The 18726-nt window shown below is 63.4% G+C and carries 21 protein-coding genes; 1 reads left to right on the top strand and 20 read right to left on the bottom strand.

Annotated features, from left to right (window positions below):
- The 3 genes from AB4Z15_RS16015 to AB4Z15_RS16005 all read right to left on the bottom strand — a co-directional run.
- Window positions 1-371: TMEM175 family protein (locus AB4Z15_RS16015; protein WP_442018077.1), on the bottom strand; the 371-nt coding region annotated here is incomplete at its 3' end.
- 252 nt (window positions 372-623) lie between these two features.
- Window positions 624-920 carry a type II toxin-antitoxin system HicB family antitoxin gene (locus AB4Z15_RS16010; RefSeq protein ID WP_442018082.1) on the bottom strand — a complete coding sequence of 99 codons (297 nt, stop codon included), beginning with the start codon at window positions 918-920 and terminating at the stop codon, window positions 624-626.
- A gap of 45 nt (window positions 921-965) precedes the next feature.
- Window positions 966-1883, bottom strand: coding sequence for an NADP-dependent oxidoreductase (locus tag AB4Z15_RS16005; protein ID WP_442018076.1), 918 nt, complete (start codon window positions 1881-1883; stop codon window positions 966-968).
- A 197-nt stretch (window positions 1884-2080) separates the two neighbouring features.
- Here AB4Z15_RS16005 and AB4Z15_RS16000 point away from each other — a divergent pair, with 197 nt between their 5' ends.
- A complete protein-coding gene (locus AB4Z15_RS16000; protein ID WP_442018075.1) occupies window positions 2081-2260 on the top strand; it encodes a hypothetical protein in 180 nt (59 codons plus the stop codon).
- Between the two features lie 134 nt (window positions 2261-2394).
- Here the strand turns inward: AB4Z15_RS16000 and fdxA are convergent, their stop codons facing one another.
- The 17 genes from fdxA to bioB all read right to left on the bottom strand — a co-directional run bounded on the left by fdxA (window position 2395) and on the right by bioB (window position 18623).
- Window positions 2395-2694, bottom strand: a complete 300-nt coding sequence (fdxA, locus tag AB4Z15_RS15995; RefSeq protein ID WP_442018074.1) for a ferredoxin — start codon at window positions 2692-2694, stop codon at window positions 2395-2397.
- Between the two features lie 6 nt (window positions 2695-2700).
- Window positions 2701-4179 (bottom strand): aldehyde dehydrogenase family protein, encoded by a 1479-nt coding sequence (locus tag AB4Z15_RS15990; protein ID WP_442018073.1) that lies wholly within the window; start codon window positions 4177-4179, stop codon window positions 2701-2703.
- 28 nt (window positions 4180-4207) lie between these two features.
- Window positions 4208-5026 carry an SDR family oxidoreductase gene (locus AB4Z15_RS15985; RefSeq protein ID WP_442018072.1) on the bottom strand — a complete coding sequence of 273 codons (819 nt, stop codon included), beginning with the start codon at window positions 5024-5026 and terminating at the stop codon, window positions 4208-4210.
- Window positions 5026-5952, bottom strand: coding sequence for a dihydrodipicolinate synthase family protein (locus AB4Z15_RS15980; RefSeq protein WP_442018081.1), 927 nt, complete (start codon window positions 5950-5952; stop codon window positions 5026-5028). The genes AB4Z15_RS15985 and AB4Z15_RS15980 overlap by 1 nt, the downstream gene beginning before the upstream one ends.
- Before the next feature lie 148 nt (window positions 5953-6100).
- Window positions 6101-6922: an enoyl-CoA hydratase-related protein gene (locus AB4Z15_RS15975; RefSeq protein WP_442018071.1), complete on the bottom strand. Its 822-nt coding sequence runs from the start codon at window positions 6920-6922 to the stop codon at window positions 6101-6103.
- Window positions 6919-8187 carry a CaiB/BaiF CoA transferase family protein gene (locus AB4Z15_RS15970; protein WP_442018070.1) on the bottom strand — a complete coding sequence of 423 codons (1269 nt, stop codon included), beginning with the start codon at window positions 8185-8187 and terminating at the stop codon, window positions 6919-6921. Before AB4Z15_RS15970 ends, AB4Z15_RS15975 begins: the two co-directional genes overlap by 4 nt.
- Complete coding sequence (locus AB4Z15_RS15965; protein ID WP_442018069.1) at window positions 8184-9548, bottom strand: FAD-dependent oxidoreductase; 1365 nt, start codon at window positions 9546-9548, stop codon at window positions 8184-8186. Before AB4Z15_RS15965 ends, AB4Z15_RS15970 begins: the two co-directional genes overlap by 4 nt.
- A gap of 9 nt (window positions 9549-9557) precedes the next feature.
- Window positions 9558-10889 (bottom strand): MFS transporter, encoded by a 1332-nt coding sequence (locus AB4Z15_RS15960; RefSeq protein WP_442018068.1) that lies wholly within the window; start codon window positions 10887-10889, stop codon window positions 9558-9560.
- A gap of 163 nt (window positions 10890-11052) precedes the next feature.
- On the bottom strand, window positions 11053-11652 hold the full coding sequence (locus AB4Z15_RS15955) for a helix-turn-helix domain-containing protein (RefSeq protein WP_442002461.1): 600 nt from the start codon (window positions 11650-11652) through the stop codon (window positions 11053-11055).
- 89 nt (window positions 11653-11741) lie between these two features.
- The gene (locus AB4Z15_RS15950) at window positions 11742-12122 is read right to left on the bottom strand and encodes an Hpt domain-containing protein (RefSeq protein ID WP_442018067.1); all 381 of its coding nucleotides are present in this window, start codon (window positions 12120-12122) and stop codon (window positions 11742-11744) included.
- Window positions 12123-12454: 332 nt separating this feature from the next.
- Window positions 12455-12964: a very short patch repair endonuclease gene (locus AB4Z15_RS15945; RefSeq protein ID WP_442018066.1), complete on the bottom strand. Its 510-nt coding sequence runs from the start codon at window positions 12962-12964 to the stop codon at window positions 12455-12457.
- Between the two features lie 27 nt (window positions 12965-12991).
- On the bottom strand, window positions 12992-14134 hold the full coding sequence (locus tag AB4Z15_RS15940) for a cytochrome P450 (protein WP_442018065.1): 1143 nt from the start codon (window positions 14132-14134) through the stop codon (window positions 12992-12994).
- Window positions 14131-14814 carry a dethiobiotin synthase gene (gene bioD, locus AB4Z15_RS15935; protein ID WP_442018064.1) on the bottom strand — a complete coding sequence of 228 codons (684 nt, stop codon included), beginning with the start codon at window positions 14812-14814 and terminating at the stop codon, window positions 14131-14133. The genes AB4Z15_RS15940 and bioD overlap by 4 nt, the downstream gene beginning before the upstream one ends.
- Window positions 14811-16010 (bottom strand): 8-amino-7-oxononanoate synthase, encoded by a 1200-nt coding sequence (locus tag AB4Z15_RS15930; protein ID WP_442018063.1) that lies wholly within the window; start codon window positions 16008-16010, stop codon window positions 14811-14813. The genes bioD and AB4Z15_RS15930 overlap by 4 nt, the downstream gene beginning before the upstream one ends.
- An 8-nt stretch (window positions 16011-16018) precedes the next feature.
- Window positions 16019-17347: an adenosylmethionine--8-amino-7-oxononanoate transaminase gene (bioA, locus tag AB4Z15_RS15925; RefSeq protein WP_442018062.1), complete on the bottom strand. Its 1329-nt coding sequence runs from the start codon at window positions 17345-17347 to the stop codon at window positions 16019-16021.
- On the bottom strand, window positions 17344-17451 hold the full coding sequence (bsaP, locus tag AB4Z15_RS15920; RefSeq protein WP_442018080.1) for a biotin synthase auxiliary protein BsaP: 108 nt from the start codon (window positions 17449-17451) through the stop codon (window positions 17344-17346). Before bsaP ends, bioA begins: the two co-directional genes overlap by 4 nt.
- A gap of 137 nt (window positions 17452-17588) precedes the next feature.
- A complete protein-coding gene (gene bioB, locus AB4Z15_RS15915; RefSeq protein WP_442018061.1) occupies window positions 17589-18623 on the bottom strand; it encodes a biotin synthase BioB in 1035 nt (344 codons plus the stop codon).
- Between the last annotated feature and the right edge of the window lie 103 nt (window positions 18624-18726).

Here is an 18726-nt window from a genome sequence, read left to right as displayed (position 1 = left end):
CGTTCCAGGATGTAGTACGCGATCGCTGCACACAGCAGGTTGATTCCGTATAACAGGACGGGCACCTGTGTGAAGCCGGACTCATCCATCCACCGTGTCGTGAAAGGGAAGAGAGACAGCCAGAACAGCAGGTGCAAATTGGCCCAGAGGATCCCGCCGTTCACTCGACTGGCCAGGTGGATCATGTGGTGGTGGTTATTCCAGTAGATCCCGACATACACGAAGCTCAGAAGGTAGCTGAAGAGGGTCGGCAGAACTGCGGCCACGCCCTCCCACGTTGGCGCTTCCGGGGTGTGCAGCTCCAGGACCATGATGGTGATGATGATGGCCAGCACGCCGTCACTGAACGCCTCGAGCCGGTTCTTGTTCACCGACCCCGGTCCCGTCGCCCGTAGCACTGCTTTCGGCTCACCCTGTCATCAGCCATGGTCGGCTCCTCTGAAGGTCTGCACTGTCGGGGACGACGCGCACCTGGTGGATAGAGTACACCCGGTCGCCGAGTGGCCCGCCAGCCCAAGATACAAACACCAGCGGAGGCCGCCTCTCGCATCACTTTGTGCTGCCACTCCTCGGTCCTGCAGAAAGCCTCGTGATCATCTCCGGTGCCTGGGGATATTCCTGGCTCACTTCTTGCTATCGGTCAGCCATGCGTCCAGTTCCTCATCAGTGGAGGAGTCAATCAGTTGTACTAAAGCCCAGTTGTCTCGATGGTTTGGGGCCGCGCGGAGGTGGTCCTCCCAGTCTTCGGCGTATTCACGGAGAGCATCGATTAGATCAATGGTCGCTTCTTCCAACGTCGTCCCGTCAGCCGCCAGGGGCAGGCCGGGCAGGAACATGCCCCAAACCCCGTCCTCGTTGACGACCTGCGCTTTTGCCGAAACGTTATTCACTAAGAATTCCTTGGACAATCTGGTATTCACCACAGAGGCGGAGCCCTCCAAGCTCAATCATAGACAGGCTGCAACCTATGGACGCACCTGGATGATCGTCTTCCCATTCCGGCGCGCGGAAGGATTGAGGGCATTGAGCGCATCGTCGAATTCTCCGACGTTTCCGATGTTTGTCCGCAATCGTCCGTCTCGGATTCGCTGGACGATTTCACCCAGCTGCGCACGATCCGATTCGACAACGAAATCCACTGCCAGACCATCCCGAGGGCGGGATTCAACCGGCCCGGTGATGCTTACCAGCGTTCCGCCGGGCCGGACCAGGGCCGCTGACTGCTTCTGGATATCGCCCCCAATCACATCGAATACCAAATCAACCTCGCCGATCTCTTGCAAGGTGTCGTTCGCGAGATCGACGAACTCGTGCGCTCCGAAGTCAAGTGCCTTCTGTCGATCGGCAGTGCGTCCTGTGCCGATGACGTAGGCGCCCGCTTCACGTGCCAGCTGAGTTACCATCGTTCCGACTGCCCCAGCGGCGCCGTGCACCAGAAGGCTCTGCCCCGACTGGATGCGGCCATGAATAAACAACCCCTGCCATGCGGTCAGGCCAGAGATGGGCAGACTCGCGCCAACTGTGAAGGCGACGTCCCCGGGCAGCGGCGCTAGGTTACGTGCCTCCATCGCCACATACTCCGCCAAGGTCCCATCTCGGTGCCAGTCCGCAAGGCCAAACACGCGTTGACTCACAGTCAGCCCTGTCGTCCCATAACCGAGCGAGGTTACGACGCCGGCCACCTCGTGCCCAATGACGGAGGGTGTCCGATCCCGACCGGCTCGATCAGTCCAGGTCGACGGCCACTGGATCTCGGTCGGGACGAATCCCGAGGCGTGGATCTCAACAATGACATCGTTTATCGATGCCGACGGCTCCGGCCGTTCGGCCATCCTCAGCCCGGCCATTCCGGCGGACTGATCTGTCACAACAATTGCTTTCATCAAAAGCTCCCTCTACTCGACCCTGACCTACCCCGCGGTTTTACTTTTGTACCTTTAGCTTCCACTAATTTGCCGAGACTGACCCCGGGTGGGAGTGGTCCGGTGCCGCGACTGCGAGGGCGTCCTGCTCCGGTTGGTGAAACACCAACCCAATATCCAGCCGTTTCCTGCTGGTATCGTTTCGGTACCATCGAGCTATGGCTATGAATCTGGGTGTCCCTGAAGACCTCGATCCACCACTGGAGAAGTTGGCCACCGAGGAAAACACGTCCAAGACCGCGCTCCTGTCGGAGGGGGCAGAGTTGCTTATGCAGCGCCATGCACGCAGACGTGAATTCAGTGAAGGCCTTGATTTCGTCATGACCCATGACCCATGATGCTGAGCTGCTGACGCGCCTTGGGGACGCGTGACAGCGTACATGGACATGGAAGACGCCCCTTCACGTCGTCGATTGGTACGGCTTCCACACCCGCGATGTTGGATTGTTGGCCTCGGCGTTGGCCAGGCCGGCTACAAGACCCGCACCGGCTCCGCCGCCACCACAGGATGATCGCGGCCCACGTCCTCTAAGAAATCCGCCTCGAAGAACTCCGCGTTCGCCCTGACGTAGTATGCCCACTCGTCAGGAACGTCGTCCGCGTAGTAGATCGCCTCTACGGGGCACACGGGATCGCATGCCCCGCAGTCAACGCACTCGGACGGGTGGATGTAGAGCGAGCGTTCACCTTCGTAGATGCAATCCACTGGGCATTCGTCAATGCACGCCTTGTCCTTCACATCTACGCAGGGCTGTGCGATCACGTAGCTCATGGCGCACTAAACACCGGTGTAGACGGTCTTGCCCCAGGTGTAGAAGTCCAGGGCGGACCTGCCTTGCTCGCGGAAGGTGTTGGTGGAGGAATCCTTCACACCGCCGAAGGGGACGTTCAGGTCCAGCCCGGCAGTGGGTCGGTTGATCTTCACCACGCCGGCTTGGGCGCGGGCAGCGAAGTCCGTGGCGAGGGCCAGGGAGTCCGTGCAAATGCCGGCCGTGAGCCCGTAGCGGGAATCGTTGATCGCAGCCAAGCCGGCTTCATAGTCGGCCACCTCAAGAACGGCCACTACCGGACCGAAAATCTCTTCCGTCACTGCGGGGTCGTCGAAGGGCAGCCCGGTGAGAATCGCCGCCGGGAAGAACAGGGCGCCGCTGGGGTCGCCGTCGTGCTGTCCGTGCAGGAGTGTGGCCCCGCGTTCGACGGCGGTACGCACCGCTGCCTGGTCCTGCTCGAATTGCTGCCTGCTCACCACAGCGCCCATTCGGGCGTCCCCATCAAGTCCATCGCCGGTGGTGTAGGCGGCGGCCTCCTGAACCAAAGCCTCGAGGAAGGCGGAGCGGATACCCGGCGTCACGTAGACGCGGGACGTTGCGGTGCACGCCTGGCCGGTCAGGCCGAATGCGCCCGCCGCTACTACCTGCGCAGCCCTGTGGGGGTCGGCGTCGTCCAGCACCAAAACACCGTTCTTGCCGCCCATTTCGAGCTGGACGCGGGCGCGCCGGGCATTGAGGATCTCCTGCAGTCCAAGGCCAACATTGGTGGAACCCGTGAACGACAAGCCCGCAATGCGGGGATCCCGGGCCAGCGCATCACCTACCACGCGGCCCTTGCCGTGCACCACGTTGAACACGCCGGCGGGCAGTCCAGCGTCCTGCAGGGCACGCGCCAGATGGGTGGTGGACAACGGAGTGAGCTCGGCCGGTTTGATCACCACGGCGTTGCCGCTGATCAGGGCAGGCGCGGTTTTCCATGCAGGAATGGCGATGGGGAAGTTCCACGGCGTAATGAGTCCCACCACGCCCAGCGGTTCGCGACGCGTGATGATGGTGGTGTCAGGCAGCCCGCTCGGCAGGACTTCGCCGGTTGCTGCCCAGCCCAGCGAGCCGAAAAAGCGCAGCACGTCCGAGGCCCGCTTGACCTCACCCTTTGCCTCCGCGAGTGTCTTTCCTTCCTCACGGACCAGGTCCTCGGCGATGGCGTGCTGGCGCTCGTTGAGCAAGTTTCCGGCCGCGATGAGGATGGCGCCTCGGGCTGGTGCCGGCAGGGCCGCCCATGACGACTGGACTGCGACGGCCGCAGTGATGGCGGCGTCCACGTCCTGGACGGTGCCGCTGGGTGAGAGCGCTGCAACTTCGCCGGGCCGGGCAGGATTCATTCGCTCGGTGTCCGCGTCTCCGAGCCATTGGCCATTGATGAGGTGCTGGGCGGTGATCGTCTGCGGGTCGGTGATCGTCTGGGGGTCAACTGCTGTGGAAGTCATGATGTTCCTATGGGATTTAAGGGGGAGGCTAGAGGCTACGGATGAGACCGCCGTCGCACCTGAGTGCGACGCCGGTGATGTACGACGCCGGCGCGCTGCACAGGAAGGCGGCAGCGGCACCGAACTCGGCAGGTTCTCCATAACGTCGGGCGGGGATGGTCTTGCGGGATTCGAGCTGGATGTCTTCGAGCGTGGTGCCGCGGCGCTTGGCGGCGGCCTGGTCAAGTTGGGTGACCCGATCGGTGGCGATGCGGCCAGGCAGAAGCAGGTTCACGGTGACCTCGTCCAGAGCAACTTCGGCAGCGAGAGTCTTGAGGTATCCGGCCAGGGCAGCACGTCCAGTGTTGGAGACGGCGAGGTTGGGAAGCGGCGCTGTCACGCCGCTGGAGCCGATGGCCAGGATCCGGCCCCATCGCCGTTCCCGCATTCCGGGAAGGACGTGGGAAACCAAGGCGTGCTGCGGTTTGACCAGCAGATCGAACGCCGCCGCGATGTCATCGGAGCTCAGCGTCGCTGCGGCGCCGGGTTTGGGACCAGGGCCGTTGAGGACCAGGATGTCGATCGGTCCCAAGTCCGCGACCGTCTGTTCCACCGCCGATTCGATGCCCTCGGGGGTGGTCAAATCCGCTTCGATTGCCACGGCGTCGAAGCCCTTGGTGGATATGCCCGCAGTACCAGTCCCGTATGCGGCCTGCAGTTCAGCGACGATCTCCTTGGCACGGTCCCGACGCCGGCCCACGATTGCCACGCGGACGCCTTCTGCAGCGAGGGCACGGGCCACAGCCAGGCCCAGCCCGCCGGTGGATGCAGCCACCAAGGCTGTCTTGCCAGCAATTCCCAGATCCATCAGAAGCTCCTTACCGGGGCGGCGGCATTTTCAAGTGCAGCAGCTGCCTCACGAAGATGTGTGCCCATACTCCCGCGCAGGGCTTCGGGGAAGCCCGCTGCAGGGGCGCGAACACCGGAGTCCTTGATGAGTCCCCGTTCGCGCAGGCACTCCTTGCGAATAGCCAGCGCCACTTTCGCTTGCTGCTCGAAGTTGATCAGCGGCAGATAGGGGAGCAGTTCGCGCTGGGCTGCTTCATAGCCCTCCTGCTGCCATGCCCGCACACAAGCTATGAGGGCTTCAGGGTAGGAGAAACCAGTCATTGCGCCTGCTGCGCCGGCCATCAGTTCATCCAGCAGTCCCTGCCCGCCGAGGCCACCAAAGACTGAAACCCCGACGGCGGCACTCAGCTCCGCGATCGCGACGCTGGTAGGCGGTGCTTCGGCCTTGACGGCAACGACGCAGGCGCAGGAGGCCACCACCTTGATCAGAGCCGGCGTGGAGATACTGACGCCGCTCGCCAACGGGTAATCCTGCAGAACAACCTTGGCGCCAGTAGCCCGGAAGATGGCATCCAAATGCGCGATCACCGTTTCAGGCTTGGCCGAGTTAGCCTGCACCATCACAGCTGCCAGGCGTTCTCCGGCAACCTCCTGCGCTGCACGGACCTCCTCGATGGCGGGCCTCGTGGCCAACGCGGTCACGCCCACCACCAACCGCAGCGCGGTGCATTCGACGGCGGTTTCCAGCACTTGCCGGCGGTCCTCTACGGTCAGTGCGGCTGCTTCGCCAAAGACTCCCAGAACGGTGAGTCCCGTGGCGCCGATGGACTCGTAGTGCTCAACGAGTTCGGCCAAGCTGTCCAGGTCGACGTCCAGCGTGCTGCCCTGGAATGGTGTGGCAACAACGCCCCACACTCCAGGAGTCAACGATTCACGGTGCTGCATTTCACTGTTTAGGGCTTCGGGTTTTAGGGATTCGGGCGCGACTGATGACGGCATCGGTATCTCCTTTTATTTCCTTTGAAATGGTTTTTGTTGGCGAGGCGGGTCAGTGGCAGGTCAGGTCATTGGTCCTGCCGGATCACTGAGCCGATCAACGCCCCGGCCAGATCGGCGCGCGCTTTTCCTGGAAAGCGCGCACTCCTTCAGCGGAGTCTTCACTGTCCAGCGCCGCCATAAGAGCCGGCAGTCGCAGGCCGCGGGCTTCGGTGGCCGTCAGATGGGAAGTCTGCGTGACCATCTGCTTCACGGCACGGACCGAGGTGGGTGCGCACGCCAGGACCTGGTCCACCCAACGCTGCACAGCGGCGTCGAGCTCTTCAACAGGAACTACCTCGTTGACAAGACCCATGGATTGCATTTCGGCGGCGTCTGCCTTTCGGCCTGTCAGGAGCATCCCCATGGCCTGGGTATACGGGATCCGCCGCACCAACTGGTGGATGCCGCCGTCGAGCGCCAAACGCCCAACCCGAGGTTCCGTCAAGCCGAACTTCGCGGTGTCAGCTGCCACCACGATGTCAGCACCCAGCACAATTTCCATGCCGCCGCCCAGGGCGTAGCCGTTGACCTTGGCGATGACAGGGATGTCCAAGCTGGTGCGCAGGCTCAGGCCGCCGAAGCCGTTGGGGTCCAGTCCCGCCCAGTACTCCAGGCCGGTCTTCTCCACGGCCGACGCCGACATGTCAGCACCAACGCAGAAGGCTCGGGACCCAGCACCGGTGATCACAACCGCACGTACGGACGGGTCCTCCTCAAGCTGGGCCCAGATCTCGTTGAGCCGTGCATGGGTGGTGGCATCCACGGCGTTGAGGACGTGCTGACGATCGATGACCACCGTTGCCACGTGGTTCTCGATGGTGAGGGTGACGGCATCAACCGGCGCCTCAACTGGTGCTTGAACTGCTGTCGCCGTCATCGCAAGACCCCCAGCTGCTGCAGGCGCTCGATCGTCTCTTGGTCGAAGCCGTTCTCCAGCAGGACCTCCACATTGTGCTCACCGAGCCGCGGCGCAGCCCGGCGGATAGTGGGCGGAGTAGCGGAGAGCCGGATCGGAGCGTTCAGCATCCGGACAGTGCCGACGCCGGGGTGCTCTGCTTCCACGATCATCCCGTTGGCCTCTGTTTGCGCATCCGCCAGTGCCTGTTCCAGGGTGTGCACGGGAGCATTCAGCAACCCCTGCTCCTCAAGCTGGTGAGTCCAATATTCAGTGGTGTTGGTGGCGATGCGCTCGCGGAAGATGGCCTGCAGTGCCGGCTTGTTCTTGAATTGCTGCTCAAGGTTGGCGAATTCGGGCCGTTGGGTGAGGTCCTCGTCAAGGCTAAGTGCTTCAGAAATCCTGGCCAGGGGATCGGGCGTGAAACCGCCCACCATGCACACGGCGCCGTCGCTGGTTTCGAAGACACCGCTCAGCGGCATGGCACCCCAGTTGACCTCGTAGCCACGGTTGAGCTGCATGCACGCTTCCTGCATCTGCAGGTGCAGCATGGAGTCGTACATGGTCACCTCCACCTTCTGGCCCACCCCCGATGCCTCGCGTGTGCGCAGCGCCAGAAGGATGCCCTGCATGAGGTGCATGCCGGTGATGTAGTCGCACAGGGTGGTGGGGTAGATGCAGGGCTTGGTGTCATCGGATTCCCGTCGCCACATCACGCCGGAATACGCTTGCGCGATCGCGTCCTGGCCACCTTTGTGGGCGTAGGGCCCCTCAGGGCCGAAGCCCGTGCCAGAGGCCCAGATGATTCCGGGGTTCGCAGCTTTCAGGTCCTCGTAGCCGAAGCCCATCCGTTCCATGACGCCGGAGCGGAAGTTGCTGACCACCACGTCCGCATCAGCCATGAGCCGGTGCAGCACCTCACGCCCTTCGTCGGTACGGGTGTCCACGGAGACGCTGCGCTTGTTCCGGTTGATGGACAGGAAGATCGGGTTGTCCTGGCCGTCCTGGTCTGGGAAGGAATTGCGTGAAATGTCGCCGGCGCCGGGTCGTTCCACCTTGATGATGTCTGCACCGTAGTCGCCGAGGAGTTGGGTGCAGGACGGGCCCATGAACACCTGCGTGAAGTCCACGATCTTGATGCCGTCCAGCGGCAGCGGGATAACTGCTGCAGCAGCTGAGGCGCCGGTGGCAGCGGCGGCGGGTGCCGACGTCGTGCTTTCAGTCTGGTCGAGGAGAACGGTGCTCATGCCGGCACCGCCTCGTGGGAGTCCACGGTAGCGTTCGACGACGGGACGTCGCCTGGGTCTGCACCATGCCGACGCATGCCCTGCTGGATATCCAGCGCGGAGACGTCTCGGACCAACATGTTGTTCTCCACGGCGAGTGCTGCTGCGACGCCGACGGCCTGGCCCATGGCCATGCAGGGCGGGATCTCGCGCGACATTTTCTGTGCCTCGGGGGTGGCGGAGTAGTGGCGGCCGGCGACCAGGAGCTGGTCCACTTCCTTGGGGAGCAGCGAGCGGTACGGGTAGTAGTAGTCACGGCCTCGGGCAACGGTGTCCGCGAAGTGGCGGCGCTGGGTGACGTCGTCCTTGGTCATGACATACTCGCCCTGCAGGAGGCGGGTTTGGCGGACACCCATTTGGGAGGCGACGTCCAGCATGTAGCAGTTTTCGAAGCCGGGCAGGTTCGCGCGGACGTACTCCACGGCCTCGGAGATGCGGTCCCTGGCTGCGAACTCAGCGGCAGTCATGTCCGCTGGGTCAACGCCGTCGAATCCGCTCATGTGCGGGGCGTTGCACCAGACGACGCCGTCGATGGGAGTCTTGAGCCACCAGAGTTCCCAAGCGCCGCCGAGGAGACGCTTGATCTTGCGGTTGATGGCCCGCGCTTCCTTGGGGTTGGCCTGTTCGAAGGCTTCGGCGGCATTGGTGTCCACATTGCCAAGCCGGAAAACCAGCGTGGTGATGTAGTTGTCCTTGGCATAGCTGGCACCGGCGCGGGAGGCGACGTCGATGTCACCGGTGGTGTCGATCACGACGTCGGCCATGAACGCTTGCGGGCCCAGTTTCGTTTCACAGATGACTCCCTTGATCACTCCGTTGTCCACGATGGGACGGGAGAACCAGGAGTGCAGGCGGAGGTCCACGCCGGCCTCCCGAACGAGGTCGTTGGAGACGCGCTTCCAGCCGTCGGGATCGAAAGCCGCGGCGTAGCAGATGGGCTTGGGGTTGGTGTGCGAGTGGAAATCGAAGGTGCCGTAGCGGCCCCACTTGTTCCAGAGTTCCTCGGAGGTCTTGCGGTCATCGGCGGGCGGGACGATTGCCAGGCCAAGCTTCTGCAAGCGCTCCACGTACTCGGAGACGATGCCGGTGACGGTGATTTCCTGGCCGTTGATCATGTCATCGAGAACCAGGACCATACCGCCGGAAGCCAGTCCGCCCAAGGATGAGTAGCGTTCCAGGAGCGTGACTTTGGCTCCTGAGCGGGCAGCGGTAACGGCCGCGGCGACGCCTGCGGGACCACCGCCAACTACTAGGACGTCGGATCGTGAGATGACAGGGGCGGTGAGGTCCGCCGTCGTAGTGCTGAGTTCAAGCGAGTTCATGGTGAGTCCTTACTTTCCGACGAAGATGCCGTTGGAGCGGCGTGCGGCGAGGTAGAAAACGATGCTGAGGATGGAGAGGACGGCCACGTAGACCGGGAAGATCCAGGTGAGGTTCAGGGACTGGAACCAGACCAGAAGGTAGGAGGCGGTGCCACCGAAGAGTGCCACGCCGATGCCATAGCCCAAGGCGACGCCGGTACCGCGGATGTTCTTGGGCATCAGGGATGAGCTGACCACGTTGTAGAGGGTCATGTTCAGGACCAGGACGATTGAGCCGCCCAGGAGGACTGCTGCGAATCCGCCAATGCCCGGCTGGACGTACATCAGCATGAGGAACACGGACGGGATGGCGAGGATGCGGGTCACCAGGAACCAGCGGGACATCGCTTTGCCGTCGGCCAGCTTGCCGATGATCCAACTGCCTACTACGAGGATGATGGCCAGGATGGTGGTGAGGGCGAAGACCGCAGTGGGATCTTCCTTGAAACCGCTGCGGGCTGCGGTGGGAAGGCCAACGTTCCAGGCGTAGTTGTAGGCCTGAGCTGCACCCACCACGAAGATGATGGCAAGCACGGAGAGCCAGTGCTTACGGACTCCGGACCACACGGCACGCGGTGTGTTCGTGGCCATTTCCTCGGCCTTGAGGGTTTCCGGCAGGGAGCGGCGGAGGTAGAGAACCACAAAACCGAAGGCAGCGCCGATGATGAACGGTACACGCCAGCCCCAATCGGCCATGGCTGCGCCGCCGAGGATAAGGCTGCAGAGGAAGCTCACCAGCGAGGCCAGCAGGATGCCGATGTTCACGTAGAAGGACATGATGCCGGCTACGTAGCCTTCGCGGCCTTCCGGGGCGAGCTCTACGGCGTGGGAGGTGGAGAGTGGGGCTTCGATTCCTGTGGAGATGCCTTGCAGGACGCGGCACACCAGAAGGATGATGCCGGCCCAGGCGCCAATGGTGGCGTAGTTGGGCGTGATGGCAATGATCAGTGTGGTGCTGGCCATGAGCATGATGGACAAGAGCATTACTCGGCGCCGGCCGATTCGGTCTGCGAGCGTCCCGAGCAGTATGCCGCCCAAGGGCCGGAAGGCGAACCCGACGGCGAACACGGCCAGTGCGTTCAGCGTGGCGGAGAGTGGCTCTGTGTTGGGGAAGAAGTTCGGTCCAATGAAGGCTGACAGGAGGCCGAAGACCATCCAGTCGTACCATTCAAGCGCGTTGCCGAGGCCCAGACCCAGCAGTCCTTTGCGGACCTGGGGAGTGAACTTTGGGTTCTTTGCGGGGGAGGAGTGGCTGGTGCTTGGTGACGGGACGACGTTGTCCGTCGTTTGGGTGTTGAGCATGGAAGTGTCCTTACGCTGACGCCCCGGAGGGCGTGGGAGGGTATGACGCAGGAACGCCTGTTGGAAGAGGCGTGTTGTGCGAAAGTGGCAAGGATTGTCTGCGGCCACGGTTCGTGTCCGGACAGTTAAGGGAAAACGCTGGCGCCGTTGATGGGCGGCCGTGTTACCACGCGTGTGGTGCGTTGACCCAGATGGCTACGCATACCTCTTCGTAGCTGTTTTTGTACCAGTGGGGGATCTCTGAGGAGTAGGTGATCGAGTCGCCCTCTTCAAGGCTGTAGCAGACGCCGTCCAGATAGACGTCCTTACGGCCGGAGATGATGTAGCAGAACTCTTCACCGCTGTGGGTAAAAGGGGTTGCGCTGGTGTCGTGCCCTGGGGGCGTGCTGATCCACTGCGCTTCGATGCTGCCGTCGCGGTTAGGGGTCAGCAGTTCGTGTACGGCTTCGCCTACAGATTCGCGGGTGACGTTCTTCAGGTTGCGTCGATCGGATCTGCGGACCACGGGTGAGCTGGATTGGTCCTGGCCAATGAAGAATCTCCCTACAGGGATGTCCAGGCCGTGGGCCAATTGGGCCAGCGTGGTGAAGGAAGGGTTGGCCATTCCGCGTTCGATTTGGCTGACGATCGCCTGGCTGAGGCCGGTGATGTCCGAGAGTTGGGCGAGGGTCAGGCCCTTTGCCTTGCGCATGGTGCGCACCTTGTTCCCCACAGTTGCCAGCAGTTCGCTGGTGGCCGGCGGTGCAGGAGTCTCGGTAGTCATTGCCGCATCCTTCGTTGGTGAGCTAACTCACACAACTATAGTGAAGATTTTTAGCGAGTCAATGGTTTTCTTTATTTTCGTGAAGATCTTTACGAAAGCGAGGGTTGGAGTTCGCAAATCGTGCCGAACACGAAGGCCTCGATCATCTGCACTAGCGGTCGAAGTTCCTGAAGATGCCCGGCGTTGGGGAGGAGCCTGATGCTGATCTCCAATTCCGTGGCCAAGCGGCGCATGCAGATGGCGCCCACCATGTGGCTTGATGTCTTCAGGCTCAGCACCGCGTCCATGGCATCTTCCATGTCCAGGTTGTTCAGGGCATGATGCAGCCGATCAACCCGCCACGGCAGGAGGTCTATGTAGTTGCGGACGAACCTGCTGACGATGGATTGGTCTCCGCCAAGTTCTGCCTGGAGTTCGGTGAGGACGGCGGGATCAACCAGTGAGTCTGTGCACTCGTCATACTCAGACACCAAACCCCTCCCGCCTCCGAACAATAGATTCACGATTCAACAGTAGGTCCCGGCGAACAATCGGAACGCCAGAAAAGGAAAGCTTGATCCAATCTTGAGCGGACTCGGAGGGAGTCTTGATCGAAGCCCCTGAAAGTAAGTAAAAGCACTTGAATAATCGCTGAATCGGGGGATCAAGGCGTGGACAAAGGAATGGAAATCAGCATGAACGGTGGTGTTCGACCCTCGCTGGGTCTCATGGTCATCATCGTGTTGTGCCTGACGGTCCTGCTGGGTATTGGTGGAACGTCAGCGTATGCGTTGTGGGAGCAGGGCTCTCACGCCGGCAATGATCACTCGGAGTCCGCTGGGACTTCTGGGACTGCCGGGACTGCTGGCTCCAAGGTCCCGTAGGGCGAACTGCCCTCCACGTACCCCTCCAAGAACGCTGTCAGCCGTTCTTCGAGGACTGAGCTGTCCCGCAGCTCGCACTCCCACACCGTCAGCACGTCCCAACCGGCAGCGCGCAATTGTTCCCTCTGTACCAGATCGCGTTCACGGGTCCGCGTGCGCTTGGTCTCCCAGAACTCCGCATTGGCAGTGGGGGAATGCAGGCCAACCTTGCAGTCGTGGAAGTGCCAGAAGCAGCCGTTGACGAAAATGACCTTGCGGCGGCTGGAGAACACCAAATCAGGCCGGCCCGGCAGCTTGCTCCCACCAGCTTGCCCATGCAGCCGGTAGCGGTACCCCTTGGCGTGCAGGAGTTTCCGGACCAGTAACTCGGGCTTGGTGTTTTTGCCCCTGATCCTGGACATGTTTCGGCTACGCTGCTCCGGTGTCAGCAAGTCCCGGCTCTCGCCCATAAAGTCCAGCCTACCCACCCAAATTCGCTAGGCGTGGGTGACGCTGACCGCCCGGGGAGCCTGGAAGGACAGCAGCCGGAGCCATTCCGGATTGGGGTCCAGGAGCCGGACCCCCTTGAGTGCCGCGGTAGTCTCCTGAACCACGACGGCGGCCTCCAGTTCGGCGAGCTTGGCACCAAGGCAGCGATGGATTCCTGAGCCGAAGGCCAACCCGTACGGTGTGGGTCCTTGATGTTCGGTGCCTTCCCCGGCAGGTTCCCCAGTGCCTTCCCCGGCTGCCCACGGAAAGCCGTGGTTCCCCGTTAGCTCCACCAGGATTTCTTCCCCTGCAGGAATGCGCTCACCGTTGAGCTCGGTATCGCGGGCGGCCACCCTTCGCCACGTAGGCACTGAAGATTCAGTGGCCAACACATGCCGAACAATGTCCCGGGCTTTGGCGCTGGAGGAGGCCTCGTCCCAGGAAATTCCCCGCGAGCCCTCGGCCAGCCGGAAGAGCGTGGTGCTGATGAGCTGCGTGGTGGTCTCCTGGCCCGCGATGAGCAGGAAGTAGCCCAATGAACAGATCTCCGGGGTACTCAGCCCATGGTCTGCGAGTGCCCTGAACAGGTTAGGCTCACGGGCGGCTACGGCTTCAAGGACCAGCTCGCGCAGCCAGGTGTAGAACTCCGCCGCAGTGTGGGCCAACTCGAGTTGCCGTTCGGGATCCGGCCATCCCCAGAACAGCTCCAGGGAGTCCAGGCTCCACGCCTTCAATTGGGGGAGGTCGCGGACGGGAAGGCCCAGCATTTCCAGCATGATGACTGCCGGGGGATAGGCGGCCACGGCCTGCACCAGGTCAACGTGTCCTGCAGCGTTGAGGAGCTGGGCTGCGGCCGCAGCTGACTCCCTCGAGAGCTGCCGGATGCGTGGTTCCAGGGCAGCAACCTTGGCGGGAGTGAAGAAGCCCGCAACCACCTTGCGGGTGGCAGCATGCGATGGGGAGGCGTTGCTGGCCAGAACGGGCGGAAGGGCGAACCGTGCCTTCTGCAGAACGCGCAGGGCCTGACCACTGAGGGGCGTCACGGCCAGGAGCGCGTTCGCTGGGCTGAAGTCGTCAGGCCGGTGAAGGACCTCCCGGACGGTATCAGGATCGCGCAACACCTTGTAGGGGCAGGTGGTGATGGTGCTCATGCCGGTACCCCCTCAAGCCAGGAGGCTGCCTGTTCGCGGAACACTTTAGGGTCCATTCCGGCGGCTTCGTGTTGGATGGCACCCAGCAGGGGGACAGGCCAGTCGGAGATGGTGGCACGGTTGCTGCGCTCCACGGCACCGGGGACCGCGGGCCAGCTGCCAAGCACTACGCCCACCACCGGCAAGCCCCGTCGATCGAGGGCTTCGAGCGTCAGCGCCGTGTGGTTCAGGGTGCCCAACGACGGCCGCGCCACCACGGCGAAGCCAGCCGAATCCCCAAGGAGTGTTCCGAGGTCAGCCAGCGTCCCGCCGTCGTGATCCAACTCCACCAGCACCCCACCGGCGCCTTCCACGAGGACGTGGTCATGCGTGTTGGCCAGGGCGCGGATTCGCTGGGCATGCGAAGCAAGCTGCGGCAGCACCACCTCGTCACAGGCAGCGGCGGGGACGGGGGCCAGCGGCTGTTCCAGCACGATGCCGGCCTCAGCCGTGAGCGGGCCGGCGAGCCGCACCACTTCCGCACAGTCTGAATCACCGTCGACGTTGCCGCTCTGGCACGGCTTGTAGACCGCTACCGAGCAGCCACGTTGCTTAAGCGCTGCGGCGAGTGCCGCCGTCGTGATGGTCTTCCCGACGCCGGTATCGGTACCGGTCACCAGGATGATGCGGGGAAGTTTCATGAGGTTCGCTCCAGGATGTCGCGCAGCACTGAGCAGGCGTGGTCGAGGTCGGTGGGGGTGAGGTTGGCTCGGGCCGTAAGTCGCAGGCGGGAGACGCCGTCCGGCACTGAAGGTGGACGGAAACAGCCCACCTGGACGCCGGCAGCATACGCGGCGTGGCTCGCAGCTAAGGCGGCTTCCGCTGAAGGCATGGGGATGGATTGAACTGCTCCCGCAGAACGCTCGACGGCGGCTGAGCGTCCCGGCCTGGGCTGCAGTTGGGCGGCGAGAGCGGCTGCGTTGTGATGGACGGCCGCGGCGCGCCAAGGTTCCTGCTGGATGATTCCGACGGCGGCCATGGCAGCTGCCGCTGCGGGCGGGGCCAACGCGGTGTCGAAAATGAAGCTCCGCGACCGGTTCACCAAGTGCTCCCGCAGCAGGCTTGAACCAAGCACGGCCCCACCTTGGCTGCCCAAGGCTTTGGACAGGGTGGCCGTGCGGACAACACCCGGATGGTTCGCCAAGCCAGTGCCCGCCACCGCGCCGCGCCCTTGAAAGGCTCCAACGCCGGCAACTCCCAGGCTGTGGGCCTCGTCGATCAGCAGCGCGGCGTCGTGTTCCTGGGCGAGGTTGAACAGCTCCTGTAATGGAGCGGCGTCCCCGCCGACGCTGTAGATGGACTCCACCACCATGAGAACTCGCGGCTGTGTACGTTTCTCCAGGAGGCGGGCCGCGTCCGCAGTGTCATTGTGCTTGAATTCCCGCACTTCGGAGCGGCTCAGCCTAAAACCGTCGATCAACGAGGCATGGCAGTGCTCGTCCGCCACAATCAGTGTTCCGGGACCACCCAAAGCAGTGGTGACACCCAGATTGGCGAGGTAGCCGGAGGAGAACACCAGCGCAGCCTCCGCTCCCGTGAACAGGGCAAGGTGGTGCTCCAACTCAAGATGCAGCTCCGTGGTGCCGGTGACCAGACGGGATGATGCAGCGCCAGTGCCCCAGCGCCTGATCGCCTCCGTGGCAGCCTCCGCCAGTCGCGGATCCGTGGACAGGCCCAGGTAGTCGTTGCTGGCGAGGTCGATCATCCGGGGCTGTCCGCTCTCCTTGCGCTGTCCACCCTCTTTGCCCGCGGCGCCCTGCGGTCCGCGCACCATCGGCTTCCGCACCAGCCCACGGCGCTCGCGGACGTCCGCCTGTTGTTCCAGCCAGGCGGTCATGGAGACACTCATCCTCTGGCCCCCACCCTGTCTGCAGCGAAGGAGACTGCCGCAACCATGCCCGCGGTGATGGTCCTGATCTGGGAGGTTGAGCTGATGTACGGCGGCATCGTATAGACGAGGTTGCGGAAGGGGCGGACCCACACTCCGTGCTCGATCGCAGCCCGGGTCACGGCGGCGACGTCCACCGCGTCCGCCAACTCAATGACGCCCACGGCGCCGATAGTGCGGACGTCCATCACGCCGTCGAGCCCCAACGCCGGGGCCAGCCCGTCCGCAAGCCCTGCGCCTACGCGGTCAACGTCAGCGCGCCAATCCCCGTCCCGCAGCAGTCCGAGGCTCGCATTGGCCACGGCACAGGCGAGCGGGTTGCCCATGAACGTCGGGCCGTGGAGCAGCGCACCCGCACCACCGCTGGAGACCACCCGGGCCAGCTCGCCTGTGCACAACGTTGCAGCCAGCGTCATGTACCCGCCCGTGAGGGCCTTGCCGACACACAGGATGTCCGGAACGACGCCGGCATGGTTCGCCGCGAACAACTCGCCGGTTCGCCCAAAGCCCGTGGCGATTTCGTCCAGGATGAGCAGCAACCCGTGCGCATCAGCCACTTCACGGAGGATCCGCACACACTCCGCCGGGTAGATGAACATCCCGCCGGCACCCTGAAGGACGGGTTCCACGATGATGGCCGCGAGCTCATTGGAATGCTCACTCGCCAGCGCCTCAACAGACGATCGCCACTCACTGATAGCTGTTGGTGTGGCCGTCGCCGCGGATGGGGGACGCGGCGCGAACACGTTGCCCGCCAGCAAACCAGGGAACGCGGAGTGCATACCGTCAACGGGATCACAGACGCCCATCGCCGCGAACGTGTCGCCGTGATAGCCGCCGCGGACCGTCAGGAAGCGCTGCCGTCGTGGACGCCCGGAAGCCGTCTGGAACTGCACAGCCAGCTTCAGCGCCACCTCCACCGAAATAGAACCGGAATCAGCCAGGAACACGCGCTCCAGCTGGCGGCCAGGCTCGCCCGGTGCCAAAGCCAACAGGTTCTCGGCCAGATCCACGGCAGGCTGATGCGTCAATCCGCCGAACATCACATGGCTGAAGGAGCCCAACTGACGCTGAACCGCTGCATCCAGCACGGGATGGCGGTACCCATGGATCATCGACCACCACGACGACATCGCATCCAGCACCTCATGCGTGCGGCCGTCCTCGTCCCGAAGCCGCAGCGCCACGCCGTCGGCTGCCTCAACTTCCCAGAGCGGCAGCGTCCCGGACGCCGGAGCGTAAGGATGCCACAGGCTCGCCCTGTCCCGCTCGATCAGCGAACTCATCGGGACAGCCTTCCATGACGCGAGCACTCGGCCGACCACCCCAGCGGCGTCACCTGGACCTTCATCCGGCGGCGACACTGCACGCAATACCGGGGCGGCTCCATCGCCAGCCGTTCTTGGCAGCCCTGGTGGGGGTCCGACATCGGGTGTGGGTCCGACGTCGGGCGCTCGCCGTTGGTGCCACCGGCAACCGAGCCGCCGCAGTGCCCGCAGTACTCCGCCGTCGTGGCGTCCACCGCGGTCATAGCGACTTCTGGAGTTCCTTGATGGGCATGTTGAGCTCCACCAGGAGGTTGAGGTCGGCGGTGGCGGGGCGGCCCAGAGTGGTGAGGTAGTTGCCGACGATCACGGCGTTGATGCCGCCGAGCAGGCCTTCGCGGGTGCCGAGGTCGCCGAGGGTCAGTTCGCGGCCGCCAGCGTAGCGGAGCACCGTCCGTGGCATGGCGAGCCGGAAGGCGGCGATGGCGCGGAGGGCGTCCTTGCCGTCCATGATGCCCTGGTTTTCCAGCGGCGTTCCCGGACGCGGATTGAGGAAGTTCAGCGGAACTTCATGCGGTTCCAAGGCGGCCAGCTGGGCGGCGAGTTCGGCCCGCTGCTCCAAGGTTTCGCCCATTCCGATCAGGGCGCCGCAGCACAATTCCATGCCGGCGGCTTTGACCATATTGCAGGTGTCTAGCCGTTCCTCGTAGCTGTGCGTGGTGACGACTTCGGGGAAGTAGCTCCGGGCGGTTTCGAGGTTGTGGTTGTAGCGGTGGACGCCCCACTCGGCCAGCTGGTCAACCTGGCGCTGGGTCAACATCCCCAGGGAGCACGCGATGTTGATATCAACTTCCTCGTTGATGCGGTCGATCGCGAACTTGATCTGGTTCATGAGCTTGATGTCGGGGCCACGCACTGCTGCGACGATGCAGAACTCGGTGGCACCGGTGGCGGCTGTTTCCTTGGCGGCCTTCACCAGCTCGGGGATGTCCAACCACACGCCGCGGACAGGGGAATCAAACAGGCCGGACTGGCTGCAGAAGTGGCAGTCCTCGGGGCAGCCGCCGGTCTTGATGGAAATGATGCCCTCAACCTCGACGTCCTCGCCGCAGTGCTTCAGCCGGACCTCGTGGGCGAGTTGCATGGCGGCCGGAATCTCTTCGTCAGGAAGTTGGAGGATCTCAACAAGCTGGGCTTCGTTGAGGCCTTCACCGCGTTCAAGGACCTGCTCGCGTGCGATGTCCAGGATGGCGGAGGCAGCGACTGCTGGGGTTCGATGAGTTGTTTGGGTCGTCATGAACTTGACGGTATCCGCGGGCGCGCATCGCGATTTTGTGGGGTCCGTACAAAGGGGTGCTAGGGATTTTGGAGCGCCTTTATGGATCCTGGGCGAGACGGCT

Origin of the sequence: Paenarthrobacter sp. 2TAF44 (assembly GCF_052114885.1) — a bacterium.
Taxonomy (GTDB): Bacteria; Actinomycetota; Actinomycetes; order Actinomycetales; family Micrococcaceae; genus Arthrobacter.
This window is presented reverse-complemented; position numbering and strand designations above follow the sequence as displayed.